Here is a 22,662-nt window from a genome sequence, read left to right as displayed (position 1 = left end):
TGAAGGTTGCGCGATGCGCGAATGTGCGGGTTCGCTGGCGAGGCGTTGCAATTTTACAAGGCTGGACGACGCAATCGTCTGGCAACCGCGAGCGAGCGCTCGGGCGCACGGCGGCCCGACCGGCTGCAGCGTGTCGCAAGAAGTCTGGCGTCGGGAGGTCGATTGCCGGCACATCGCGTGTCGGGACGCCCACCATCACGGCGGGGACCGTGCTCCCCGAGGGAGCACGGTCGTTTTCGAGAGCGCCGCTTAGCCGCGGAACAGCGACAGGATGCTCTGGCTGTTCTGGTTGGCGATCGAGAGCGCCTGAACGCCGAGCTGCTGCTGGGTCTGCAGCGCCTGGAGGCGGGTCGATTCCGCGTTCATGTCGGCGTCGACGAGCTGGCCGACACCACGATCCACGGAGTCCATCAGGGTCTTGACGAATTCCGTGTTGGTCGAGATGCGGTTCTTGACCGCACCGAGATCGGCAGCGGCCGAGCTCACCGAGTTGATCGCAGCGGTGACCTTAGCGATGTAACCATCGAGCGTGGTCTGGTCAGCGGCCGAGTCGGTCAGCGCGGAGATATTGATCGTGTCGACCGAGGCGCTGGCGGCAACGGTGTCGAGAATGCCGGTCTGCGTGGTGGAGTAGAGCGTGTAGTTGGCGGTCGTGACGGTGATCGAACCGATCGTCGGGGTGCCGCCGACACGCGAGTAGGACGAGACGAGATTGAAGCTCGTCGGGGTGGTACCCGTCGTCGTGCTCAGCCAGTTGATGCCGTTGAAGGTGGCCGAATTGGCCTTGAGCTTCATGTCCTGCTGGATCTGGGTGATGTCGGCCTGGATCTTGGTGCGGTCGATACCGGCAGTCTTGGCTTCGACCAGCAGCGCCTGGAGCTTGGTCAGGCCGGATTCCTTGTCGCCGATCACCGAGGTCAGAGCGGTGTATTCGGTGTCGACGGTCGCAGCCGACAGACCGAGCGAGTCGGAGACCGCGGACAGTGCGGCGTTGTCGGAGCGCATCGAGGTCGCGATCGACCAGTAGGCGGCGTTGTCCGAAGCGGTGGACACGCGCTGACCGGTGGAGATCCGGTTCTGCGTGGTGGCGAGTTGCGAGCTGACAGACCGCAGGGTCTGGAGCGCGGTCATGGCGGAGGAGTTGGTGAGAAGACTAGAACCCATTTTGATGTCCCTTTGAAGATTGAATCGAGCTTGGGGGACATACCGGGCTTGCACCGGTACGACAGAACGGCGTCATGCCTTTGGGCGTGCCGCAAGCGCGGGTTCAAGGCCCAATCTGTCGTAGCGGCGAGGTTAATGAGCGAAGCTTGTGCGGGGCTTGTGGCTCTGTGCTCCACCTGCAACAAGGTAGCCGAAATGACGGCGTGCGCAGGGTAACGCCAAACGAAAGGGCCGCGCTTCGCAAGAAGCGCGGCCCTCCCCGGATGATCCAAGCCTTAGCGGAACAGCGACAGGATGCCCTGGCTGCTGTTGTTGGCGATCGAAAGCGCCTGAACGCCGAGCTGCTGCTGGACCTGAAGCGCGGCAAGGCGGGTGGATTCCGCATTCATGTCCGCGTCGACGAGCTGGCCGACACCGCGGTCAACCGAGTCCATCAGCGACTTCACGAACTCCGTGTTGGTCGAAAGACGGTTCTTGACGGCACCGAGATTGGCGGCGGACGCGGCCACCGAGTTGATGGCGGTCGTGACCTGCGCGATGTAGCCATCGAGGATGGTCTGGTCAGCGGCCGAGTCGGTCAGCGCGGAGATGCTGATCGTGTCGACCGAGGCGCTGCCGGCCACGGTGTCCAGAATGCCGGTCTGGGTGGTCGAGTAGAGCGTGTAGTTGGCAGTCGTCACGGTGATCGAGCCGATGGTGGGCGTGCCGCCGACGCGAGAATACGACGACACCAGGCTGAAGCTCGTCGGCGTGGTGCCGGTCGTCGTGCTCAGCCAGTTGATGCCGTTGAAGGTCGCGGCATTCGCCGTGCTCTTCATCTGCTGCTGGATCTGGGTGACGTCCGCCTGGATCTTGGTGCGGTCGATACCCGCGGTCTTGGCTTGCACCAGCAGCGACTGGAGCTTGGTCAGACCGGAGTCTTTGTCACCGATGACCGTGGTCAGAGCGGTATATTCGGTGTCAACCGTCGCAGCCGACAGACCGAGCGAGTCGGAGACGGCGGAGAGCGCGGCGTTGTCGGCCCGCATCGAGGTGGCGATCGACCAATAGGCGGCGTTGTCCGAAGCGGTGGCCACGCGCTGACCGGTGGAGATCCGGTTCTGCGTGGTGGAGAGTTGCGAACCCACAGACCGCAGCGTCTGGAGTGCGGTCATGGCGGTCGAGTTCGTAAGCAGGCTTGACATTGCGAATGTCCCTTTATGTACGCGTTTACATTTTCACGAGGGGACATACCGGGCTTTCACCGGTACGGAAGGGCGGCATCATGCCTTTGGACCGATCTGTAAGGGTCCAACCCGCCGTGCCGCATTGCTAGCACGGCGAATCTTGCTTCCGGATTAAGACGAACTTGAATTCCGAAGTAAAATCATATGGTTAACATTACGACCCGCTAACCATAACCAGTGCGTATCGTTTAACCATAACCGCCCGCCGGCGATCGCGGCGCTCACGAGAACGAGCGGACCAGTCCGGAGGCCAGCAGATTCCAGCCGTCGATCAGCACGAAGAACAACATCTTGAACGGCAGCGCGAGGATCGTCGGCGGCATCATCATCATGCCCATCGACATGGTCAGCGTCGCCACGATCATGTCGATCACCAGGAACGGCAGGATGATGAGGAATCCGATCTCGAACGAGCGGCGGAGCTCGGAGATCATGAAGGCCGGAATGATGACGCGCAGATCGATCCGCTTGTCGTCGAACTTCCTGCGGAAGCTTTCGGCGGCGAGCGCTTCGAAGGTCTGGAGATCCTTGTCGCGGACATGGGCCAGCATGAACTCGCGGAACGGATCCGTGATCTTCAGATAGGCTTCCTCCTCCGATATCTCGTTCTTCATCAGCGGCTGGACGCCGCTCTCCCAGGCCCGGTCGAAGGTCGGCGCCATGACGTAGAAGGTCATGAACAGGGCGAGACTGATCAGCACCAGGTTGGCAGGCGTGGTCTGGAGGCCAAGACCGGCGCGCAGGAACGACAACGCCACCGCAAATCGCGTGAAGCTCGTCACCATGATGAGCAGCCCCGGTGCCACCGACAGCACCGTGATCAGCGCCATCAGCTGGATGATCCGGCCGCTGGTCGAGCCGTTTCCGGGCGGCAGCAGGGAATTCAGGTCCGGAATCTGGGCCAGCGCCGCCTCGGGCAGCACGACCAGAACCAGCGCGAGCAGCAGGACTTTCACCCTCACTGGATCACCAGCGTCTCGATGATCAATTCGCGGACCTTGCCCGACGAGCGGATATTGGCGCGCTCGGTCAGGTCGTCGCGCAGATGCTGGAGCCCGCGCGATCCCTCGAACTGGGCAACGGTCGCCGACCGCAGATAGGTCACGATGTCCTCGCTGATATGGGCGGCTAGAATGCCGGCATCCTCGTCGCTCATGCTGTCGGTCACCATCGAGGCTTCGATGCGCGCCCAGTTGTTGGCCGGCGCGGCGAGATTGGTCACGATCGGGGACAATTTCCTGAGCCGCGCGCTGCCGGCGTAGCTCGAGGCGATCGGCGGCGGTGTGGCGCTCTTCTTCGCGTCGGCAACGCGCTCGGCGGTTGCGATCAGATGCAGGCCGGCAACTGCGCCCGCGCCGATCGCGATCAGGGTCAGCACGACGATGGCGGCGATCAGGCGCATGGCGTCCCCTGCCATCGCGACACGGTGCCGGTCTCAGAACGGTGCCACGGCATCATAGATCCGGTGTCCCCATCCAGGCTGCTGCACGTCCGACAGATTTCCGCGCCCGCCATAGGACACGCGCGCCTCGGCGATCTTGTCGTAGGAGATCGTGTTGGCCCGCGAGATATCGCGCGGACGTACGATGCCGCCGACGTTGAGCACGCGCATCTCCGTGTTGACGCGAAATTCCTGCGAACCGCTGATCATCATGTTGCCGTTCGGCAGCACGTCGGTGACGATGGCCGCGATCGACAGCTTGATGTCCTCGGTGCGGTCGATCTGGCCGTTGCCCTTGATCTGGGTGTTGGTGCTGAGATTGGCGTTGGCCGAACCCGTGTCTTTCCATCCGGCGACGTCCATCAGCCAGTCGAGCCCGAACTTCACCTGAGAATCGCGCGAGCGGCCGGTCTTGTTGTCCAGCTTGGCCTTGTCCTGCATCGAGATGATCACCGTCACGACGTCGCCGGTGCGGCGGGCGCGGGGATCGCGGTAGAGATCGGTGCCGTCGTCCCAGGTGGAGCGGTAGCTGACGGGCGTGCGCATGCGCGGCGTCACCGGGATCGGATCGGCCTGCATCCGCAGGCCGCTGCCGACGGGCGACATCTGCGGACCGATCAGGACTTCGGACGGATCATGGTAGCACCCGGCCAGGATCACGGACGCCGCGAGCATAGACAGGATGAGGATCGGCTTGTTCATCTATTTGCTCTTTCCGTCGTCCACGCGACGCATGCCGCCGAGCAGGTCGGCGAGGTGCGCCGCGCGTGCCGCGTCCATCTCGTTGAAGATCGCGCTCGAGCTGCGCGGGCTGAGCTTGGCGAGCACGGCGGCGGCGGTCTCGTCGGCCATGCCGGCGATCTGGGTCGCCGCAGCTTCGGGCTTCATGCGCGAATAGATCTCGACGACGCTGGCTTCGGCCTTCTTCAGGAAGTCGTCGCGCAGCGCCATCCACTTCTCGTATTCGACGCGCTTGGCCTCGACTTCCGCGATGCGCTCGCGCAGCAGGCTCTCGGCCTTCTCGAGCTCCTTGAGCTGCCAAGCCAGCCTTGCGTCGACGGCGGGATCGGCGACGTTGCTGCAGAAGAGGGCGATTTCGTTGTCGGGAGCCGGCGCGGCCTGCGGCAGCGCAGGCTTCGGCGGCGCCGTGACGCTGCCGGGCTTGGCTGGACGGACCGGCGCGGGCGCAGGTGTCGGCGTTTCCGGAGACGGCACCGCGCCGGTGACGACGGGGCCGGAATCTTCAGCCGCCCATGCCCCGGCCCGGACCGACGCATTGTCGGCGGGTGTCGCGGTGGCCGGCGGCTGCGGCTTCTGCGGTCCGCCCGCACGAGCGCGGGCGAAGGAGAGCAGGTTGAGCGGTTTCGACGGCTTGGCCTCGTCCAGGGCGAGCACCGGCGAGACGCTCGCGAGCATTGTTGCCGCGGCCAGCAGGAGGAGTTTGGCTTTGTGATCCAGCTTCAGCATCGGGCCGCGTGCGATTCTCGCTTCAGACCTGAGCATTGAGCGACCAAGCTTGCACGACGCTTGCGCATCATTGCACGATGACGTCGGCCTGCAGCGCGCCCGCCGTCTTGATCGCCTGGAGGATCGCGATGATCCCTGACGGCTTGAGGCCGATCTGGTTCAGCCCGCGCACCAGGCGCTGGAGATCGACCCCGCTCAGGATCGCCACCTGCGATCCGGCCTCGTTGGCTTCGACCACGGTCTGCGGGACGACCACCGTCTGTCCTCGCGAGAACGGCGCCGGCTGCGACACAACCGGCATCTCCGTGACGCGAACCGTCAGATTGCCGTGGGTCACGGCAACGGTCGATATCCGCACGTCGCGCCCGATTACGACCGTGCCGGTGCGCTCGTTGATCACGACCCGCGCCGGCGTGTCCGGCTCGACCACCAATTCGCCGATCTCGGCGAGGAAGCGGACAGGGCCGACATGGCGCGGCTTCGACAGCACGATGGTGCGGTAGTCGCGCTCGAACGCGATCTGCGCCCGGTAGCGACCGCCGGCGTAGCGGTTGACCGCGTCGAGGATGCGCGTTGCGGTGACGAAGTCGGGGTTCTTCAGCTGGAGTACCAGGAACTCCATCTCGTGGAGGCTTCCCTGCACCTCGCGTTCGACCAGCGCACCGTTCGGGATGCGCCCGGCCGTCGGCGTGCCCTGGCTGACGTTCTGCGCCTGGCCTCCGACGCTGTAGCCGGCAACCGTGATCGCGCCCTGTGCCACCGCATAGACCGCGCCGTCCGCCGCGCGCAGCGACGTCATCACCAGCGTGCCGCCGAGCAGCGATGTCGCATCGCCGAGCGAGGACACGGTGACGTCCATGCGCTCGCCAGGCCCGATCGAAGGCGGCAGGTCCGCCGTCACCATCACGGCCGCGACGTTGCGCGTGCGTAGCGTAGTCGGCCGCGGGGGATTGTTGGTGCTCGTGGTCTCGTTCCTGACGTTGATGCCCATGTTCTCGAGCATCGACTGCAGGGACTGTTCGGTGAACGGCGCGTTGCGCAGCGTGTCGCCGGTGCCGTTGAGGCCGATGACGAGGCCGTAGCCGACGATCTGGTTCTCGCGCAAACCCTTGACGTCCGCGATGTCCTTGATGCGGACGGCGGCCTGGGCGCTGGCGGCAGACACCAGCAGGATGAGCGCAAGCAGGAGTCTGGTCATGACCCGTCCACGACCTTGACGGTGCCGTCCGGCTGGACGACGCCCCTGATGATCACGCCGGTGTCCGTGTTGCGCACCGGGATCAGCGCACCGGCCGCACCCGACTGCATCGCCGAGCCGTAAGTGACGATGGACAGGCCGCTGTCCTCGACCACGACCTTGACCATGGCGCCGCGCGCGACGGTCCAGGGATCCTCCACCGCATTGGTTGGAATGGGCTGGCCCGGCAACAGCGCGCGCCGCGCCATGCGGCCGACCAGGACCTGACGTCCCTCGATGAACATGGCAACGCCGAGCAGGCTCGGCGCGAAGGCGCGCTCGGTGATCATCTCCTCGCGGATCAGCTCGCCGGCGCGGATCGAGACGGCCGGCACGGGAAGCCGCTTCTCCTCGGCCGCGGCGACCCGCGCCGCGACGAGAACCAGCAGCACGGCGGCCAACCCGCGCACGATCCGGCCCACCCTGTTCAACATCGAGACACCGGAACTAGCGCATGCCCTTCGAGACCGTCTGGGCCATTTCATCCGAGGCCTGGATGACCTTGGCATTCATTTCGTAGGCACGCTGCGCCGAGATCAGCTCGGTGATTTCCTTGACCGGGTCGACGTTCGAGGCTTCGAGATATTTCTGGTTGATCTTGCCGTAGCCGGCATCGCCCGGCAGCCCGACGACCGGCGTGCCGGACGCCGTGGTCTCCTTGTAGAGATTGCCGCCCAGCGGCTCGAGGCCTGCTTCGTTGGCGAAATTGGCGAGGTTGAGCTGGCCGATCTGCCGCGGATTCACTTCCGTGTCGAGCTTGGCAAACACCTGGCCGGTGGCATTGACGGTGACCTCCACCGTTCCCTGCGGCACCGTGATCGCGGGGTCCAGCAGGTAACCGTCAATGGTGACGAGCTGGCCGTTGGCATTGGTGTTGAACGAGCCCGCACGGGTGTATTGCACCTCGTTGTTGGGTCCGAGCACCTGAAACCAGCCGCGGCCGTTGATCGCGAGATCGTAGGGGTTTCCGGTCTGCGTCAGCGCGCCCTGGATGTGCAGCTTGCGGATCGCCGCGGACTTGACGCCGAGGCCGAGATTGGCGCCTTCCGGAATCGGCGAGGAGCCGTTGGTGTTCGCGACGCCCTGCATGCGGTCCATCTGGTAGAACAGATCGGTGAACTCCGCACGCGCCCGTTTGTAGGAGGTCGAGTTGATGTTGGCGATGTTGTTCGCGATGACTTCGATGTTGGTCTGCTGGGCGTTCATGCCCGTGGCCGCAATGGCGAGCGATTTCACTTGTCTCACTCCTTCAGATCAAATCGACATCCGAACGACTTCCTGGTAGGCCTGCACGACCTTGTCGCGAACCGCGACCGCCGTCTGCAGGGCCTGCTCGGCCGACATCAGCGCCTCAACGACGCGGCGCGTCGATTCCTTGCCCTGCATTGCCGAGATCGATGCGGCTTCGCCCGCCTTCAGCGTCCCGATCGCGTCGGACGTCACCTGCTTCATCACCGATTCGAAGCCGACATCGTCACCGGCCTGGACCGACGTTGTCGCGGCAGGCGAGACGGCCTGCGTCTCGGTCGCGCGGCTCGCCGCTTGCCCTGCGGAAATCGCGGTGGATGAAATCGCTTCAAGCATGGTCAGCTCCTCAGGAGGTCGATGCTCATGCCGAGCATGGACCTCACCTGCTTTACGACCTGGAGATTGGCTTCATAGGAGCGGTTGACTTCCCGCATGTCGGCCATCTCGATCATCATGTTCACGTTCGGCAGCTTCACGTAGCCGGCCTTGTCGGCGGCGGGATGCCCGGGATCGTACTCGACGCGATAGGGCGTGGTGTCGACCCCGATCTCCTTGACCTTCGCGAGCTGCGCGCCCGAGGCGCGGTCCATCGCGGCGTCGAAGGTGATGGTCTTGCGCTGATACGGATCGGCGCCGGCGGCGCGCCCCGTCGAGGTGGCGTTCGCGAGATTTTCCGAGACGATGCGCATGCGCGTCGACTGCGCTTCGAGCCCGGAGCTTGCGACCGTCAGAGAGGCGCTCAGTGAGTCCAGCATCTCAGTTCACCTCAGGCTTTTGCACTCGACAGGACCATGCGGTGAAACGACCGCACGATCGCCGCGTTCATCGAATAGTCGCGATTGACGTCGTTGCCCTTGATCATTTCCTGCTCGAGGCTGACGGAGTTGCCGGAGTGAACCACTTCCCAGCTGTCCTTCTTCGCGGTCGCCCGGGTATCGGTCTCGGCCGCGGACAATTGCATGTGGGAGGGCGATGTCGTCGCAAGCCTGACCGGCATGCCGTCGAGCACCTTGTTGAATGGCTCGACGTCGCGCGCTCGAAAGCCCGGCGTGTTGGCGTTGGCGACGTTGGTGGCGATGGTCGACTGACGCAGCTCGAGATAGCGCGCCTGCGACGATGCGAGTTCGAAGAGATAAAGCGGTCCCACGACGGCCCCATTCTGATCCATTCGGGACGAGCCTAGGGCGTTAAGCTTTCGTCAAGCTGTTGCGCGACGCACCATCCTCGGAAATCTATCGGACGTTCTCGGGCCGCGGCGCCTGCTTGGATTGCAGGAAGTAGATGATCTCGGCGACGGGCCGGAAGAATTCCGCCGGAATCACCTGATCGACCTGAACCGCCTCGTAGAGTGCGCGCGCCAGCGCCTTGTTTTCGATGATGGGAATTCGGTTCTGCTCGGCGACCTCGCGGATCTTCAGCGCGATCACGTCCATGCCCTTGGCCACGACGAGCGGTGCGGCGCTTTCCTCGCGCTTGTAGCGCAGCGCGATCGCGAAGTGCGTCGGATTGGCAATCACCAGCGTCGCGCGCGAGGCCGAGGCGATCATGCGTTGGCGCGAACGGTCGCGCGCCAGCGAGCGCAGGCGCGCCTTGATCAGGGGATCGCCTTCCGCCTGCTTGTGCTCGTCCTTGATCTCCTGCTTGGTCATGCGCAGCTCGCGTCGCCAATGGAAGCGCGCCCAGGCGAGATCGATCGCCACCAGGACGATCGTCGCGATGCAGATCGCCGAGACGATGCGCATCGCGATGCTGAGGATCATCTCCGGCAGCGCGACCGGATCGGTGTACATCGCCTCGAACGCCTTCGCTTCGGACGCGCGCAGCACGAAGGCGACGACGGCGGTCACCGCACCAAGCTTGAACAGCGACTTGGCGAACTCGATCAGGCCCTGCGTTCCGAACAAACGGCTCCAGCCGCTGACGGGAGAGATTCGCGACAAATCAGGCTTGATGCGCTCGAACACGAAGCGCGGCGCGTTCTGCAGCAGCGAGGCGGCGAGCCCGAACACAACGAGGATGACGACCAGCGGCACCAGGAACCGCAGGGCCTGCAGGCCGACCACGGTGAGCAGGTTCTGCGCGTCCGCGCCGCTGGAGAGCGGGAAGCCCTCGGGATCGTCGAGCAGGCTCTTCAGCGTCGGCGTCAATTGCTGCACGCCCTGGCCGATCAGGAACGCCTGGATCACCATCAGCGCGGCCATCGAGGCGAAAATGGAGGCCTCCCGAGAGACCGGAATCTTGCCCTGTTCGAGCGCATCGCGGACTTTCTTCTCGGTCGGCTCTTCTGTCTTGCTCTCCTGATCGGATGTTTCTGCCATGCCCGTTCAGCGGTCAGCGGAAGACCAGCTCATCCTCCTGCTCGGGGTTGAGCTCGATTTCGCCCTTCTCCGCGAGGTCAAGTGCGAGGTCGGTGATCACACGGCGCGCCTCGAGCACGTCGCGCTGGTTCGACGGCTCGCCGATCGCGAGCTCGGCCTCGACGACGCGGCGGACGCGCGAGGCGACCGCGGACAGGATCACCTCGCGGAAATGCCTGTCGGTGCCCTTCAGCGCGACCACGATGCGGTCGGTCGGAACCTGGTCGAAGATCATGGTGCGCGCCTTCGGCGCCAGGTTGATGACGTCGTCGAAGGTGAACAGCAGCTCCTTCAGCACCTCGGCCGACTTCGGACGCTTCTCCGACAGGCTCTTCAGGATGTCCTCGATGTGGCCGCGCTCCATCTTGTTGATGATGTCGGCGACGCGAGCGTAGGTGTCGGCGCCGAGGTTGCGGGCGAAATTCAACGTCAGATCTTCGTGCAGCGTCTTCTCGAGAACCTTCATCGCGTCATCGACGATCGGCTTGAGGCTGAGCACGCGCCGCATCAATTCGTTGCGCAGGCTCGACGGCAGCTGGCTCATCACCTTGGCGGCGCAGGACGGCTTGACTTTGGACAGGATGAGCGCCGCGGTCTGCGGATGTTCCTTGGACAGGTAGGTGGCCAGCGAATTTTCCGACACCGACGAGACGCGGTCCCACACAGAGCGGCTCGAATTGCCGAGCAAGTCCGTCATGATCGCCGAAACCTGATCGGCCGGAAGCACGTCGCCGAGCACGGCCTCCAGACCGCCGAGGGTGCCGAGAATGTTCGCGCCCATCGAGAATTGCTGGGCGAACTCCTCGACGATTCCCTCGAGCTCCTGCGCGGTGATCGGCCGCAGCTCCGCCGCCGCCTTGGTGACGATGCGGATCTCCTGCGGCTCGAACTGCTGCAGCACGCTCGCGGCCGCCTGCCGGCCCATGGCCAGCAGGAGCGCGGCGACCTTTTCCGTGCCGCCCAGCGTGGTAACGCCTCGCTGCTTGACGGGAGCGATGCCGACCGGTGCCGCCATGGTCAGGTATCACCCTGCCCCAGCGGCCCGACGATCTCGGTGAGCGAGACGCCGAAGCGGGAATTGTCCTCTTCGACGACGACCACCTCGCCGCGGGCGACGATGCGGCCGTTGACGACGACATCGACGGGCTCCCCGACCCGGTGATCGAGCGGAACCACCGCGCCGCGTCCGAGCTTCATCAGGTTCGCCACCGGAATGGTCGCCGATCCCAGCACCACCTGCATGGTGACGGGAATGCGCAGGATAGCGTCGACATTGGCGAACTTGCCGGTCTCCTCGGCCGTGCGCTGGGCGATCTCGGCCAGGCGTTCCAGCGGTGACGTCTCGGCCTCAGTCGATGCAGATGCAGACTCGTAGTCGAAGGATTGCGCCATTTGGTATCGCCTCTTGGTATTTCCGCTGCCGGAGCGCCGCTGCGTTCCGGTCGTATTCTTCTGCCGGGTGGGGGCTTCAGTGCTTGTTCAGATCGGCGGTCGCCGCCGTCGCGATTGGTGCGAGCCCGCTCCGCGCGTCGAGCGCCGCGATCGCCTCGTGGGCCTGGTCGATCTTCGTGCCCAGCACGTTGGCCAGGCGTCCGAGATTTGCGGTGGATTCGTGCGCCGCGGTAATCACGGTGTCGAAGGCGCCCGCGGTCTCGTGCACGATGGTCGAGAATTCGCCCTGATAGCTGCGCAACCGCGCCAGCTCGCGGTGCATCCGGGTCACCCGCATGCTGGTGAAGGCGAGCGCGATCAGCAGCACGGCATCAACGAGATAGGATATCATCGACGAACTCCCGTTTCTGATCCACGGGATCTGCCACCTGCATGGCGTAATAGCCATCAAGCTGGCCGATCTGACACCAGAACAGCACCTGATTGTTGCTCTCGAGGCGAGCCAGCGTGCGCGGCGTGGCCTCCAGCTCCAGCACCTGCCCCACCTTGAACTTCACGACGTCCTCGAGCGAGATCATCTTCTCGTCGAGCACCGCGCTCAGCGTCACCTCGGTACGCTGGACCTCGCTCTCCATCTGCTCGCGCCAACGCGGATCGGTCGTGCGGCCGTCGCTGGCGGTGACGGTTGCAAGCTTCTGCCTGAGCGGGTTGAGCGCGGAGTGCGGAATGATCAGGAACATCTGACCGCCGCGGTAGAGCGCCTGCACCATCATGTTCGCGCAGATCGACATGTTGCTGGCGCGTCCGATCGCCAGCGACGCCATCGCGGTCTCGACACGCTCGACGCGGAAGGTGACGTTGGACGTTCCGGCGAAGGCGCCCTGCAGCGCCTTGGCGAACCGCTCGAACAGCGCCTGGACCAGCCGGATCTCAATGTTCGAGAACGTGCGTTCGACGTCAAGCGGCGGTTCCGCTCCGTCGGAGCCGAACATCGCCTCGACCATCGTGAACACGAAGTCGCGGTCGAGCATGATGATGACGCGCGAGTCCCACTGCTCGGCATAGAGGACGGCCGCGACCGCGTTGCCCTCGTAGTCCTTGATGATGTCGCCGAGCGGATCGTTGGTGATGCCGTTGACCGAGAAATAGCAGGGCGTTCCGGCCATCGGCTGCAGGCTGTCGGTGCACGATGCCGCCATGCGATCGAAGATCACATTGAGCATCGGCATGCGGTCGATCGATATGCCGGCAGCGTCCAGCAGGTAGTTCGGCAGCTGCTTGCGCTGATCGACTTCGGCGTCTTCCATCATCATGCGCGCGCCGCCTTGGGTTCAGCGTCGGCAACGACGGCCTTGGGACCTGCGATCGTCTCGTTCTCGACGACATCGATCGAGGGACGTTCGCTGCTCGAGATCATCTTGCGGCCGTGCTCGACCGCGATCTGGGGCATGGCGCCGTTCATGAACGCCAGCAGCGTCTGCTTGACGATGATGTAGGGCCGGCACTTCTTCTCGCGCGTCATCTTGATCTTGATCGCGAAGGGCGAAATGATGCCGTAGGACAGGAAGATGCCGGCGAAGGTACCGACGAGAGCGGCGCCGATGAAGCCGCCCAGCAGCTTCGGCGACTGATCGAGCGCCCCCATCGCCTTGATGACGCCGAGCACCGCAGCGACGATACCGAGCGCCGGCATCGCCTCCGAGACCGTCACCAGCGCATGGTAAGGAGCCAGCTTGCCCTTGACGATGGTGTGGATCTCCTCGTCCATCAGCGCCTCGATCTCGTGCGTGCGCGCATTGCCCATGATGATGAGACGGACGTAGTCGCAGATGAACTGGAGCAGCGAGGGGTCGCCGAGCACGCTGGGGAATGCCTTGAAGATCTCGGAGTTCGAGGGGTCGTCGATATGCGCCTCCACCTCGTTGCGGCCCTTGCCTCGCAGCTCACGCATCAAAGCGTGCAGCGCGCCGAGCAGGTCGAGGTAATAGCGCTGTCCCGGCACCGCGTTGGTGATGGCCTGCATGCAGGCGACCCCGCTGTCGACGACCGTCTTCCACGGATTGGCCACGATGAAGGTACCGACCGCGGTGCCGATGATGATCACGAACTCCCACGGCTGCATGAGCACGGCCAGGTGCCCGCCCATGGCGGCAAAACCGCCGAGCAGCGCCGCTACCGTGATGAAAATCCCCACGAAACTGCCCAACGCGCCGCTCCATCGCCGATCCCACCGGGAATACCTAGTCGGCGACGCTTGCGCGAAGCTGGCTTTGAGGTCGCCAGCCCCGCGCAAGCAATCGGCGGCAGCTTGAAGCGGCGTCGCAAACGGCGCCAGAGGGGCGCGTGTCATGCTATCCACCATCGCGGACTACACCAGGCTGACCAAGGACATGGGCAAGTCGCTGACGCAGGTCGCGCAGCAGCCGGATGTCAGCCGCGAAACCGATTATTTCCTCGGCCATATCGGCAACGTGAAGACCGTCGACGACTTCCTGAAGGACTACCGCCTCTACTCCTATGCGATGAAGGCCTATGGCCTCAGCGACATGACCTACGCCAAGGCGTTCATGCGCAAGGTGCTGACCGAGGGCGTCGCGAGCAAGGACGCCTTCGCCAACAAGCTGACTGACGTCCGCTACCGGCAATTCGCAACCGCCTTCAATTTCGCCGCGCTCGGCGACAAGGCGACTCAGACCGCCGCGGCCACGACCGGCACGGCGACCCAATTCGTCACGCAGGCGATGGAGGAGAAGGCCGGGGACCAGAACGAGGGCCTGCGGCTGGCGCTGTATTTCACCCGCAAGGCTTCCACCATCACGACCGCCTACCAGGTCCTGGCCGACAAGGCGCTGACGCAGGTGGTGCAGACCGCGCTCGGCCTGCCGGCGACGATCAGCTCGGCCGACATCGACGCCCAGGCCAAGATGATCGCGGACAAGATCAATCTCGCCGACTTCCAGGACCCGGCCAAGGTGACGAAGTTCGTGCAGCGCTTTGCGGCGATGTGGGATGCGACCCAGGCCCAGAACGGCAGCTCGACCAATCCCGCGCTGGTCCTGATCGCCGGCGCCGCGACGTCGGTCAGCATGGATACCAACGTGCTGACGACGCTTCAGAACATCAAGTTCAACAGGTAAGTCATGCAATCGGCTCTCTATGTGGGATTGTCGGCGCAGGTCGCCCTCGAAAAGCGCCTGCAGACGATCGCCAACAACGTCGCCAACGTCAACACGGCGGCGTTCCGCACCGACGTGGTGAAGTTCGAGACCGTGCTGTCCAAGGCGGGCCCGACGCCGGTGGCGTTCTCCTCGCCCGGCGACAACATCATCTCGCGCGAGATGGGCAACATCACCGAGAGCGGCAACCCGCTCGACGTCGCCGTGGTCGGCCAGGGCTGGATCGCCTTCGCCGGTCCGAACGGCACGGTCTACACGCGCGACGGCCGGCTCCAGATCGCCCCCAACGGCGATCTTCAGACCGTGAGCGGCTTTCCGGTCGTCGATTCCGGCGGCGCGCAGATCACGCTCGACCCGAACGGCGGACCGATCTCGATCGCGCGCAGCGGCGCGATCATCCAGGACAACAACGAGATCGGCACCATCGGCCTGTTCAGCATTCCGGCCGACGCCAATCTCGAACGCTACGGCAATTCCGGCGTGACGCCCGACCGACCCGCCACTGCAATCGCCGACTTCTCCCGGGACGGCTTCAAGCAGGGCTATGTCGAAGGCTCCGGCGCCAATCCAATGATGGAATTGACCAAGCTGATCGCGGCCTCGCGCGCCTTCGACGGCACCAACTCGATGATCGAGGGCACCGAGAGCTCGCTGCAGAACGCGATCCGGACGCTCGGCGAACCCGGCAAGTAGAGTGTGCCGCGTGCGCAATAAGGTTGGACGGTTTCCTTGAACGCTCTTCGGCAACTCGAGTGGGCGCTGCTGGAGCTTCAGCAGAGCACTCCCCTGGCAAGCGTCAGCGGCGCGATCTCCGAGATCGCGCCGACGCATTTCCGCGTCTCCGGCCTGTCGCGCTTCGTCAGGCTCGGCGAGCTCATCGGCGTCGATTGCGGCGGCAAGCGCCAGATCGGCGAGGTGGTGCGGATCGACAGCGACGGCATCATTGCCAAGCCGTTCGACCGGCAGTTCGCAGGCGGGCTCGGCTCGGTCGCCTCCCGCATGCCGCCTCTGTCCTTTGCGCCCGATCCGAGTTGGAAGGGCCGCGTCATCAACGCCCTCGGCGCGCCGCTGGACGGACTGGGGCCTCTCACGCAAGGGTCGCAGGCGGTCTCGGCCGAGACCGAAGCGCCGTCCGCCATGAAGCGCGCACGCGTGCACAAGCCGCTGCGCACCGGCGTGCGCGTCATCGACCTGTTCGCGCCGATCTGCGCCGGCCAGCGCGTCGGCATTTTTGCCGGATCGGGCGTCGGCAAATCGACGCTGCTCGCGATGCTCGCCCGCAGCCAGGGCTTCGACACCGTCGTGCTGGCCCTGGTCGGCGAGCGCGGCCGCGAGGTGCGCGAGTTCATCGAGGACGTGCTGGGCAACGACCGTCACCGCGCTGTCACAATCGTGTCGACGGGCGACGAAAGCCCGATGATGCGCCGGCTGGCGCCGAAGACCGCGATGGCGGTCGCCGAATATTTCCGCGACCGCGGCGAATCGGTCCTGCTGATGGTGGATTCGATCACCCGCTTCGCCCACGCCGCTCGCGAGGTCGCGCTCGCCGCCGGCGAGCCCGCGGTAGCGCGCGGCTACGCGCCGACCGTCTTCACCGATCTGCCGCGCCTGCTCGAGCGCGCCGGCCCGGGCGAGGAGGGATCCGGCACCATCACCGGGATCTTCTCCGTGCTGGTCGACGGCGACGATCACAACGAACCCATCGCCGACACCATCCGCAGCACGCTCGATGGGCACATCGTGCTCTCCAGGCACATCGCAGACCAGGCGCGCTATCCGGCCGTCGACGTTCTGGCCTCGGTCTCCCGCCTCGCCCACAACGTCTGGGACCCGGAGGAGCGCGAATTGGTGAGCAAGCTGCGCGCCATGATCGCGAAATACGAGGATACGCGCGACCTTCGCCTGATGGGCGGCTATCAGCCGGGACGTGATTCGAGTCTCGACCAAGCGGTCGAGATGGTCCCGCGAATCTACAGCGCGATGCGGCAAGGCGCGTCGGCCCCGCCGAGCGCCGATCCGTTCCGCGAGCTTCGGGACATGCTCAAGGGCGACTGACGGATTGAGAGGGCGAGGCGCGTGCCGCGCGCCGTGCCCGTGGTTTTCGACGGGAGATTGCGCATGTCACTACGCTTCCAGCGCATGCGCATGCACACCGGTCGCCAATTTTTCTCTTGAACGAATTCACCCGTTCGGGTGAGCACAAGCCCGCAAACGCGATGCAAGCAATCGAAGGGTCGATTCTGCAAGCAGTGCGGGAACAACCGTCACGTGTAATTCCAACGAATTCCCTCGACGATTCCTCGGCAGAACGCACAAGTTGTGGATGACGTGCCGCCAAACCCGGTCGTGATGCACAAGCTTCGATCAATTTGCATCAACGCCAGACAACAACGTGCCGTGCAATCAAACCGTCGTATAGTTGCGTGCATGTTGCGCGCGGGGCAGCGTATTGCGTTCACTATCATGTGTCCCTGGAAGTGAAATTGTCTTGAACGTTACATTCGCCTGCAACGACATCCAGTCTGCGAGAGGGTCTCTACTTGATTTTGTTGAGAAGCTCATCCATCGTTTTGGTTGAGTAGAAGAAACGTCTGCTTGTGACTTGAACTTTTGGGGGCTTCGGTTGAGCTATTCCGGTCCACCGTTCGCCGGCGACGGCAATCCGAGCTCCCGCGCGACGACGACGCTGTCGGCATGCCATCAGCGATACGGCTTCTCGCTCCGGACGATGCGACGCTCATCCGCCCAGGTCGAGCGCGTTGCGATCCGTGCCTTTGTGCAAGAGTTCGATCCGACATGCTCGTCTGACACTCAGGGCGCAAAGCGGCTTCGGGACGCCGCAGACGAAGTTCCGGGGACGAGGTAGATTCATGCCATTGGCGCGGGAAGCCGTCGAGCTGCTGGTTCAGGCGGCGAGGGCTTGGTATTTCGAGGGCAATCAGCATGGATTGCGCGATCGGGAGTGGATGGCGCTGCGCTTTCTCGGGCGCGCCAACAGGTTTTCGCGCACGCCGTCCGCACTCGCCGGCTTCATCGGCGCCACGCGAGCGACTGCATCGCAGATCGTGAAGACTCTGGAGAGCAAGTCGTTCCTGGTGCGAAAGCCGTCGCACGAGGACAAGCGTTCCGTCGTCCTGAATGTCACGTCCCAGGGCGAGAAATGCCTGAGCCAGCACGATCCGATCAATCACGTGGTGAACGCGGTGACGGCGCTCGGGACCGACGAGTGCATCAAGCTGCGCGACTCTCTCCGCGAGATCCTCAATCACCTCGACGCGGCCCATCAGCGGCTCGAAGCGAGCATCTGCCGCGACTGCATGTTTCTCGCAGAGCGCGGCCCGGGCACCGGCAAGGGACGTGGAAACGCCGAGTTCATGTGCCGGCTCTATCGTGCTCCGATCTCGCTCGAGGAGACCGAGCTGCTCTGCACCAGCTTCGAGCGCACGCGTGACCGTCCCAAGATCGAGCAGCATCTCGACCGCGACCGCGTGGCGAGCCAGGGCTGAGGCCGCCAAGAAGCGGCATGCGGTCCATCAATATCGTCATTGCGAGCGAAGCGAAGCAATCCAGAATCTGTCCGCGGAAAGACACTGGATTGCTTCGCTTCGCTCGCAATGACTTGAATATGAGATCGCGTCGTCATTCACCAACTCTCATCTCGGCCTGCGGACACGCCTTCCCGTTCTCGCGGCTGATTTCGCCCGAGCTTTGCTTCGTCGCTCCACCCTCCAATCCAAAAGGGCGCAGGGAAGACCGGGTGCCGGCTGGCACCCACGGTCCGCTGTGCGCGTGTAGCGCAAAAGGAATTGCACAGCGGCATACAGGTGAAGCCGTACACACGGCCTTCCCTGCGCGATGGTCGGACGGCTTATGCCGTGCTCTCCCGGGAGCCGAACTTTCCTTCTGGCCTCCCTCGCCCCGCGAATTGCATGATGCAGTCTGCCCGGTTGGGCTCGCTCGCACCTCCGCAGAAGCTTGACCGTAGCAACGACGGCCAGGACCACACGGTTTTGCCGTACGCACGGCCCGCCATTTCGCCGCAGTTTTCCCGGCCCTGTCGACGAAGCCAGAAACTTACAAGCGAGACGAAGCCTAGCAGCGCCGTTCGTCCGCACGCGGCTACGGACTCACAGGGACTACCCGCCCTGCCCGCACCTCTCGTGCCGACGCTGCCGCGTCCACCGCAAGCCCGGCTCGCGACAGTGACGACCACAAGATCGCCCCTCTTGGTTGAGCCGGGATGGACGACACATACGCCAAAACCGAATTTCGGTAAAGCGGAATATTTTTGCCGGAGTGGGTTGACGGCAGGCGAAACAGGCACGATGGCGCAGCCGGGATGGAGCGCAATCCGAGACCGGGGCGAGACGTGGGGCTGGGCGGCGGCCGGAGCCCGGCCTCGCCTTGTATGCATTATCCCAGTTGCCATCCTTCCGCAGTTCGCTTTACATGCCCCCAACGCGCCCCGCGGATGACGGCCGGGGCCGAAAAAACACACACATTGCCAAAGGGACGGAGCATGGCGCGCAACATATTGATTCTCGGGGCTTCTTACGGCTCCCTGCTGGGCACGAAGCTGCTGATGGCCGGGCACAACGTGACCCTGGTCTGCCGCGCCAAGACGGCGGAGCTGATCAACCGGGACGGTACCGAGGTCCGCATCAAGTTGCGTGACGAGGCGGTGCACCGGGCGATCTTCTCCCGCAACCTCCCCGGCAAGCTCGATGCGGTGACGCCGGCCAATGTCGACCTCTCCCGCTACGATCTGGTCGGCCTCGCGATGCAGGAGCCGCAATACACCAACCACACGGTGCGCGTCCTCATGGTCAAGATCGCCGCGGCGAAGCTGCCGTGCCTGTCGATCATGAACATGCCGCCCCTGCCCTATCTGAAGCGGATTCCGGCACTCGCCGACATGGATCTCGAGGAGGCCTACACCAATGCGCAGGTGTGGGAGCGGTTCGAGCCCGGGCTGGTGACGCTGTGCTCGCCCGACCCGCAGGCCTTCCGTCCGCCGGAAGAAGCCGCCAACGTGCTGCATGTCGGCCTGCCCACCAATTTCAAGGCGTCGGTCTTCGCCGACGAGAAGCACAACAAGCTGCTGCGCGAGCTGGAGGCCGACATCGACGCGGTGACGCTCGACGGCCACGACGTGCCGGTGAAACTGAAAGTGTTCGATTCCCTGTTCGTGCCGCTGGCGAAATGGTCGATGCTGCTCACCGGCAATTACCGCTGCATCACGCCGAACGAGCCGCAGTCGATCCGCGATGCCGTGCACGGCGATCTCAATCGCTCGCAGACGATCTACGACCATGTCGACGCGATCGCCCGCCGCCTCGGCGCCGATCCGCAGGACCAGGTGCCGTTCGCGAAATATGCCAAGGCCGCGGAGAGCCTGCTCAAGCCGTCATCGGCCGCGCGCGCGGTCGCGAGCGGCGCGCCCTTCATCGAGCGCGTCGACCTCCTGGTGAAGCTGATCTCGCATCAGCTCGGCGTGCCCAACGCCGAGATCGATCGCACCGTCGACACCGTGGACCAGAAGCTGAACGAGAAGATCGTGCAGGGCGGCTCCGGCGCGCAGTAGCGCCGCTTCCAGCGACGTCGGCGCTCAGGCGATCAGGAACGATTGCAGCCAGATCAGGCCGGTCACCGCGACCAGCGTGACTGCGCCGGTGCGCGTGACGAGGTCAGGGCGCCCGAGGCGGCGCGCGCCGCGTCCGAGCGTTGCGCCCAGAATGATCCATGCGGCGCCGGCGGTGAGAATCTGAAGCGCGATCACGCCGAGCCACGGCACCAGTTCGAGCGGTCCGGCCCCAAGCGGCAGGAGCAGGAACGCGAAGACCAATGCTTTCGGGTTCAACAGGGTCGTCAGCAGCACCTGACCGAACGTCACCGCAGCACCGTCGCGCAGCTCGCGCGTGTTGACGCGCCAGAGCATGGCCGCGAGGCACAGGATGTAGATCGTCACGGCGACGCGGAGCACCAGCGCCGCAATCGGGATGTCGCTGATGACCGGACCGAGCGCCAGCCGCAGCACCGCGATCGCCAGCAGATAACCGCACAGCTCCGCCGCGAGCAGATGAAGGGAGCGCGAGATGCCGGCTCCGGCGCCCGATGTCGCGAGCAGGGTGTTGGTCGGCCCCGGCACCGCCAGCAGGAAATAAGTCGCCGTGAAGAAGGTCAGAAACGTCATACGGCCAGATAGCAGGTCTCGGGCTCATCGATCTTGATCTGCATCATTTCGGGCCGAGCGATCGCCGATGCGGCCCCTTGGTCGGCGAACCGACGCCGTTCGGCACCGGGTTCCTGCCGCTCACAGTGAATGCTTTCCGGTTTTGACGTGGGCAACACCGCCTGATTCGCGCTGGAGCGCTCGACGCGCCACCGCTGGATTGATAAGCCGCTGTCCGCGAATGACGGGGACTTGAGTCGGGGACATGACGGTTGCGATCGAGATGGGGCAGACCACGGCGGGCGCCGCGGCCGCCATGGACCTCGAGGAACTGCTGGCGACCCGTCTCCTGGTGCAGGGCAATTCGGGCTCCGGCAAGTCGCATCTCTTGCGGCGGCTGCTGGAACAGAGCGCGCCCTGGGTGCAGCAGGCCATCATCGATCCCGAGGGCGATTTCGTCACGCTGGCCGAGCGCTTCGGCCATCTGGTGATCGAGGCTGAGGACCACACCGAGCGCGGCCTTCAGGTCGCGGGCGAACGCGCACGGCTACATCGTGTCTCCACCGTGCTCAATCTCGAAGGCCTCGATGCCGAGAACCAGATGCGGCGCGCGGCTGCCTTCCTCGGCGGGATGTTCGACGTCGACCGCGATCATTGGTACCCGATGCTCGTCGTCGTCGACGAGGCGCAGCTGTTTGCGCCGGCGGTGGCCGGCGAAGTCTCGGACGAAGCGCGCAAACTTTCGCTCGGCGCCATGACCAATCTGATGTGCCGCGGCCGCAAGCGTGGGCTTGCCGGCATCATCGCGACCCAGCGCCTGGCCAAGCTCGCCAAGAACGTCGCGGCGGAAGCCTCGAACTTCCTGATGGGCCGTACCTTCCTCGACATCGACATGGCGCGCGCCGCCGACCTGCTCGGCATGGAACGGCGGCAGGCCGAAGCCTTCCGCGATCTCGAGCGCGGCCAGTTCATGGCGCTGGGACCTGCGCTGTCGCGCCGGCCGCTGCGTCTCAACATCGGCCCGACGGAAACGAGCCCGCGCAATTCGACGCCACGGCTGATGCCGCTGCCGGAGGCCACGCTTGAAGATGCCCGCGCAGTGATCCTCGCCGCACCACCGCCCGATGCCAGCCGGCCGCAGCGACGGCCGGCGCCGGATCTGCTCGAGCAGCTTCGCGCGGCGAAGGCCGCCGCCGTGCCGGAGATCCGGCCAGAGGCGGTCGAGGCGCCCGTCAGCGCCGAACAGCTCGCCGAGCGGCGCGAGCGCGTGGATCGTACGCTGCGTGCCGTGCTGGCCGAGCCCGACGCCGGCTTCCGCGCCATCGGCGTGCTCTATCAGGAGTTCGTGGTCCGCTGCCGCATCGAGGGTTTGGGGGCGGCGGTGCCTGATCTCAACGAATTCCGCCGCATGCTGACGCATGCGCGCGCCGGCGTCGGCACCGATCTCGCCGAGGACCACGCCTGGCAGGACGTGTCGCTGCGCGCCTCGATCCTGCCCGACGACATGCAAGGCGTGTTCAAGATGATCGCGCGCGCGGCGAAGGAAGGCTGGCCGTGCCCCGGTGATGCCGCGATCGCCCGCGCCTACGGCTCGCACTCGCTGCGCCGCGCGCAGCGCCTGCTCGGCTATATGGAGGAGCAGGGCCTGATCGTCGTCCAGCTCGACGGCGGCGGCCGCCGGATCGTGACGCTGGTGGAGCTCGCCTGGGCGACCGCGCCGGGCGATCCCAATGGCGACGATCTGCCGGCGGAGACGGTCGCGAGCGCGGCGTCGGCTTGAGC

At 65.0% G+C, this 22,662-nt stretch carries 25 protein-coding genes; 6 read left to right on the top strand and 19 right to left on the bottom strand.

The features are described from left to right. Nucleotides 1-249 precede the first annotated feature (249 nt). The 18 genes from XI05_RS05485 to motA all read right to left on the bottom strand — a co-directional run bounded on the left by XI05_RS05485 (nucleotide 250) and on the right by motA (nucleotide 13,738). The gene (locus tag XI05_RS05485) at nucleotides 250-1,164 is read right to left on the bottom strand and encodes a flagellin N-terminal helical domain-containing protein (RefSeq protein WP_271499479.1); all 915 of its coding nucleotides are present in this window, start codon (nucleotides 1,162-1,164) and stop codon (nucleotides 250-252) included. Between the two features lie 275 nt (nucleotides 1,165-1,439). Further along, a complete protein-coding gene (locus XI05_RS05480) occupies nucleotides 1,440-2,348 on the bottom strand; it encodes a flagellin N-terminal helical domain-containing protein (RefSeq protein WP_271499476.1) in 909 nt (302 codons plus the stop codon). A 263-nt stretch (nucleotides 2,349-2,611) separates the two neighbouring features. Further along, entirely contained in the window at nucleotides 2,612-3,352 is a 741-nt protein-coding gene (gene fliP, locus XI05_RS05475) for a flagellar type III secretion system pore protein FliP (RefSeq protein ID WP_128263897.1), read from the bottom strand. Then, the gene (locus XI05_RS05470) at nucleotides 3,349-3,792 is read right to left on the bottom strand and encodes a flagellar basal body-associated FliL family protein (RefSeq protein WP_260374817.1); all 444 of its coding nucleotides are present in this window, start codon (nucleotides 3,790-3,792) and stop codon (nucleotides 3,349-3,351) included. The genes fliP and XI05_RS05470 overlap by 4 nt, the downstream gene beginning before the upstream one ends. A gap of 33 nt (nucleotides 3,793-3,825) precedes the next feature. Beyond that, nucleotides 3,826-4,533 (bottom strand): flagellar basal body L-ring protein FlgH, encoded by a 708-nt coding sequence (gene flgH / locus XI05_RS05465; protein ID WP_271499473.1) that lies wholly within the window; start codon nucleotides 4,531-4,533, stop codon nucleotides 3,826-3,828. Then, complete coding sequence (locus XI05_RS05460) at nucleotides 4,534-5,298, bottom strand: MotE family protein (RefSeq protein ID WP_271499470.1); 765 nt, start codon at nucleotides 5,296-5,298, stop codon at nucleotides 4,534-4,536. 67 nt (nucleotides 5,299-5,365) lie between these two features. Beyond that, nucleotides 5,366-6,496 carry a flagellar basal body P-ring protein FlgI gene (flgI, locus tag XI05_RS05455; RefSeq protein WP_271499468.1) on the bottom strand — a complete coding sequence of 377 codons (1,131 nt, stop codon included), beginning with the start codon at nucleotides 6,494-6,496 and terminating at the stop codon, nucleotides 5,366-5,368. Then, nucleotides 6,493-6,969: a flagellar basal body P-ring formation chaperone FlgA gene (gene flgA / locus XI05_RS05450; RefSeq protein WP_271499466.1), complete on the bottom strand. Its 477-nt coding sequence runs from the start codon at nucleotides 6,967-6,969 to the stop codon at nucleotides 6,493-6,495. Before flgA ends, flgI begins: the two co-directional genes overlap by 4 nt. A gap of 13 nt (nucleotides 6,970-6,982) precedes the next feature. Continuing rightward, complete coding sequence (gene flgG, locus XI05_RS05445; protein WP_172786960.1) at nucleotides 6,983-7,771, bottom strand: flagellar basal-body rod protein FlgG; 789 nt, start codon at nucleotides 7,769-7,771, stop codon at nucleotides 6,983-6,985. Nucleotides 7,772-7,789: 18 nt separating this feature from the next. Then, nucleotides 7,790-8,119 carry a flagellar hook-basal body complex protein FliE gene (locus XI05_RS05440; RefSeq protein ID WP_271499463.1) on the bottom strand — a complete coding sequence of 110 codons (330 nt, stop codon included), beginning with the start codon at nucleotides 8,117-8,119 and terminating at the stop codon, nucleotides 7,790-7,792. A 2-nt stretch (nucleotides 8,120-8,121) separates the two neighbouring features. Further along, nucleotides 8,122-8,538 carry a flagellar basal body rod protein FlgC gene (gene flgC / locus XI05_RS05435; RefSeq protein ID WP_172786962.1) on the bottom strand — a complete coding sequence of 139 codons (417 nt, stop codon included), beginning with the start codon at nucleotides 8,536-8,538 and terminating at the stop codon, nucleotides 8,122-8,124. An 11-nt stretch (nucleotides 8,539-8,549) separates the two neighbouring features. Then, nucleotides 8,550-8,951 carry a flagellar basal body rod protein FlgB gene (gene flgB, locus XI05_RS05430; protein ID WP_172786963.1) on the bottom strand — a complete coding sequence of 134 codons (402 nt, stop codon included), beginning with the start codon at nucleotides 8,949-8,951 and terminating at the stop codon, nucleotides 8,550-8,552. 64 nt (nucleotides 8,952-9,015) lie between these two features. Then, entirely contained in the window at nucleotides 9,016-10,101 is a 1,086-nt protein-coding gene (gene flhB, locus XI05_RS05425; RefSeq protein ID WP_271499460.1) for a flagellar biosynthesis protein FlhB, read from the bottom strand. 13 nt (nucleotides 10,102-10,114) lie between these two features. Next, on the bottom strand, nucleotides 10,115-11,155 hold the full coding sequence (locus XI05_RS05420; RefSeq protein ID WP_271499458.1) for a flagellar motor switch protein FliG: 1,041 nt from the start codon (nucleotides 11,153-11,155) through the stop codon (nucleotides 10,115-10,117). Between the two features lie 2 nt (nucleotides 11,156-11,157). Then, a complete protein-coding gene (fliN, locus tag XI05_RS05415; RefSeq protein ID WP_172786966.1) occupies nucleotides 11,158-11,532 on the bottom strand; it encodes a flagellar motor switch protein FliN in 375 nt (124 codons plus the stop codon). A 76-nt stretch (nucleotides 11,533-11,608) separates the two neighbouring features. Continuing rightward, the gene (locus XI05_RS05410; protein WP_271499455.1) at nucleotides 11,609-11,923 is read right to left on the bottom strand and encodes a hypothetical protein; all 315 of its coding nucleotides are present in this window, start codon (nucleotides 11,921-11,923) and stop codon (nucleotides 11,609-11,611) included. After that, nucleotides 11,904-12,845 carry a flagellar motor switch protein FliM gene (locus XI05_RS05405; RefSeq protein WP_271499452.1) on the bottom strand — a complete coding sequence of 314 codons (942 nt, stop codon included), beginning with the start codon at nucleotides 12,843-12,845 and terminating at the stop codon, nucleotides 11,904-11,906. The genes XI05_RS05410 and XI05_RS05405 overlap by 20 nt, the downstream gene beginning before the upstream one ends. Beyond that, entirely contained in the window at nucleotides 12,842-13,738 is an 897-nt protein-coding gene (gene motA / locus XI05_RS05400) for a flagellar motor stator protein MotA (RefSeq protein WP_271499450.1), read from the bottom strand. Before motA ends, XI05_RS05405 begins: the two co-directional genes overlap by 4 nt. A 142-nt stretch (nucleotides 13,739-13,880) precedes the next feature. Here motA and XI05_RS05395 point away from each other — a divergent pair, with 142 nt between their 5' ends. From XI05_RS05395 to XI05_RS05375, 5 genes are all read left to right on the top strand, one after another. Next, on the top strand, nucleotides 13,881-14,669 hold the full coding sequence (locus XI05_RS05395) for a DUF1217 domain-containing protein (protein ID WP_271499447.1): 789 nt from the start codon (nucleotides 13,881-13,883) through the stop codon (nucleotides 14,667-14,669). Between the two features lie 3 nt (nucleotides 14,670-14,672). Then, nucleotides 14,673-15,401 (top strand): flagellar basal-body rod protein FlgF, encoded by a 729-nt coding sequence (gene flgF / locus XI05_RS05390; RefSeq protein WP_172786971.1) that lies wholly within the window; start codon nucleotides 14,673-14,675, stop codon nucleotides 15,399-15,401. Nucleotides 15,402-15,437: 36 nt separating this feature from the next. Next, nucleotides 15,438-16,763: a flagellar protein export ATPase FliI gene (gene fliI / locus XI05_RS05385; RefSeq protein WP_260382456.1), complete on the top strand. Its 1,326-nt coding sequence runs from the start codon at nucleotides 15,438-15,440 to the stop codon at nucleotides 16,761-16,763. A gap of 815 nt (nucleotides 16,764-17,578) precedes the next feature. Further along, nucleotides 17,579-18,214, top strand: coding sequence for a MarR family winged helix-turn-helix transcriptional regulator (locus XI05_RS05380; protein ID WP_172786973.1), 636 nt, complete (start codon nucleotides 17,579-17,581; stop codon nucleotides 18,212-18,214). Nucleotides 18,215-19,227: 1,013 nt separating this feature from the next. Further along, on the top strand, nucleotides 19,228-20,292 hold the full coding sequence (locus XI05_RS05375) for a ketopantoate reductase family protein (RefSeq protein ID WP_036006955.1): 1,065 nt from the start codon (nucleotides 19,228-19,230) through the stop codon (nucleotides 20,290-20,292). 24 nt (nucleotides 20,293-20,316) lie between these two features. Here the strand turns inward: XI05_RS05375 and XI05_RS05370 are convergent, their stop codons facing one another. Then, nucleotides 20,317-20,901 (bottom strand): LysE family translocator, encoded by a 585-nt coding sequence (locus XI05_RS05370; protein ID WP_172786975.1) that lies wholly within the window; start codon nucleotides 20,899-20,901, stop codon nucleotides 20,317-20,319. Nucleotides 20,902-21,145: 244 nt separating this feature from the next. Between XI05_RS05370 and XI05_RS05365 the strand changes: the two genes are divergently transcribed. Next, nucleotides 21,146-22,660, top strand: coding sequence for an ATP-binding protein (locus tag XI05_RS05365; protein WP_271499444.1), 1,515 nt, complete (start codon nucleotides 21,146-21,148; stop codon nucleotides 22,658-22,660). The last annotated feature ends 2 nt before the right edge of the window (nucleotides 22,661-22,662 follow it).

This window comes from Bradyrhizobium sp. CCBAU 11357 (genome assembly GCF_028128865.1).
Taxonomy (GTDB): Bacteria; Pseudomonadota; Alphaproteobacteria; order Rhizobiales; family Xanthobacteraceae; genus Bradyrhizobium.
Note: the sequence above shows the minus strand (reverse complement) of the source record. Positions and strands in the feature narration are given on the sequence as shown.

What these genes read in the sequence shown, in the direction of transcription:
- XI05_RS05485 (WP_271499479.1), bottom strand. Translation starts at nt 1,164, where the DNA reads ATGGGTTCTAGTCTTCTCACCAACTCCTCCGCCATGACCGCGCTCCAG.
- XI05_RS05480 (WP_271499476.1), bottom strand. Translation starts at nt 2,348, where the DNA reads ATGTCAAGCCTGCTTACGAACTCGACCGCCATGACCGCACTCCAGACG.
- XI05_RS05470 (WP_260374817.1), bottom strand. Translation starts at nt 3,792, where the DNA reads ATGCGCCTGATCGCCGCCATCGTCGTGCTGACCCTGATCGCGATCGGC.
- flgH (WP_271499473.1), bottom strand. Translation starts at nt 4,533, where the DNA reads ATGAACAAGCCGATCCTCATCCTGTCTATGCTCGCGGCGTCCGTGATC.
- XI05_RS05460 (WP_271499470.1), bottom strand. Translation starts at nt 5,298, where the DNA reads ATGCTGAAGCTGGATCACAAAGCCAAACTCCTCCTGCTGGCCGCGGCA.
- flgI (WP_271499468.1), bottom strand. Translation starts at nt 6,496, where the DNA reads ATGACCAGACTCCTGCTTGCGCTCATCCTGCTGGTGTCTGCCGCCAGC.
- flgA (WP_271499466.1), bottom strand. Translation starts at nt 6,969, where the DNA reads ATGTTGAACAGGGTGGGCCGGATCGTGCGCGGGTTGGCCGCCGTGCTG.
- XI05_RS05440 (WP_271499463.1), bottom strand. Translation starts at nt 8,119, where the DNA reads ATGCTTGAAGCGATTTCATCCACCGCGATTTCCGCAGGGCAAGCGGCG.
- flgC (WP_172786962.1), bottom strand. Translation starts at nt 8,538, where the DNA reads ATGCTGGACTCACTGAGCGCCTCTCTGACGGTCGCAAGCTCCGGGCTC.
- flgB (WP_172786963.1), bottom strand. Translation starts at nt 8,951, where the DNA reads ATGGATCAGAATGGGGCCGTCGTGGGACCGCTTTATCTCTTCGAACTC.
- flhB (WP_271499460.1), bottom strand. Translation starts at nt 10,101, where the DNA reads ATGGCAGAAACATCCGATCAGGAGAGCAAGACAGAAGAGCCGACCGAG.
- XI05_RS05420 (WP_271499458.1), bottom strand. Translation starts at nt 11,155, where the DNA reads ATGGCGGCACCGGTCGGCATCGCTCCCGTCAAGCAGCGAGGCGTTACC.
- fliN (WP_172786966.1), bottom strand. Translation starts at nt 11,532, where the DNA reads ATGGCGCAATCCTTCGACTACGAGTCTGCATCTGCATCGACTGAGGCC.
- XI05_RS05410 (WP_271499455.1), bottom strand. Translation starts at nt 11,923, where the DNA reads ATGATATCCTATCTCGTTGATGCCGTGCTGCTGATCGCGCTCGCCTTC.
- XI05_RS05405 (WP_271499452.1), bottom strand. Translation starts at nt 12,845, where the DNA reads ATGATGATGGAAGACGCCGAAGTCGATCAGCGCAAGCAGCTGCCGAAC.
- XI05_RS05395 (WP_271499447.1), top strand. Translation starts at nt 13,881, where the DNA reads ATGCTATCCACCATCGCGGACTACACCAGGCTGACCAAGGACATGGGC.
- flgF (WP_172786971.1), top strand. Translation starts at nt 14,673, where the DNA reads ATGCAATCGGCTCTCTATGTGGGATTGTCGGCGCAGGTCGCCCTCGAA.
- XI05_RS05380 (WP_172786973.1), top strand. Translation starts at nt 17,579, where the DNA reads ATGCCATTGGCGCGGGAAGCCGTCGAGCTGCTGGTTCAGGCGGCGAGG.
- XI05_RS05375 (WP_036006955.1), top strand. Translation starts at nt 19,228, where the DNA reads ATGGCGCGCAACATATTGATTCTCGGGGCTTCTTACGGCTCCCTGCTG.
- XI05_RS05370 (WP_172786975.1), bottom strand. Translation starts at nt 20,901, where the DNA reads ATGACGTTTCTGACCTTCTTCACGGCGACTTATTTCCTGCTGGCGGTG.
- XI05_RS05365 (WP_271499444.1), top strand. Translation starts at nt 21,146, where the DNA reads ATGACGGTTGCGATCGAGATGGGGCAGACCACGGCGGGCGCCGCGGCC.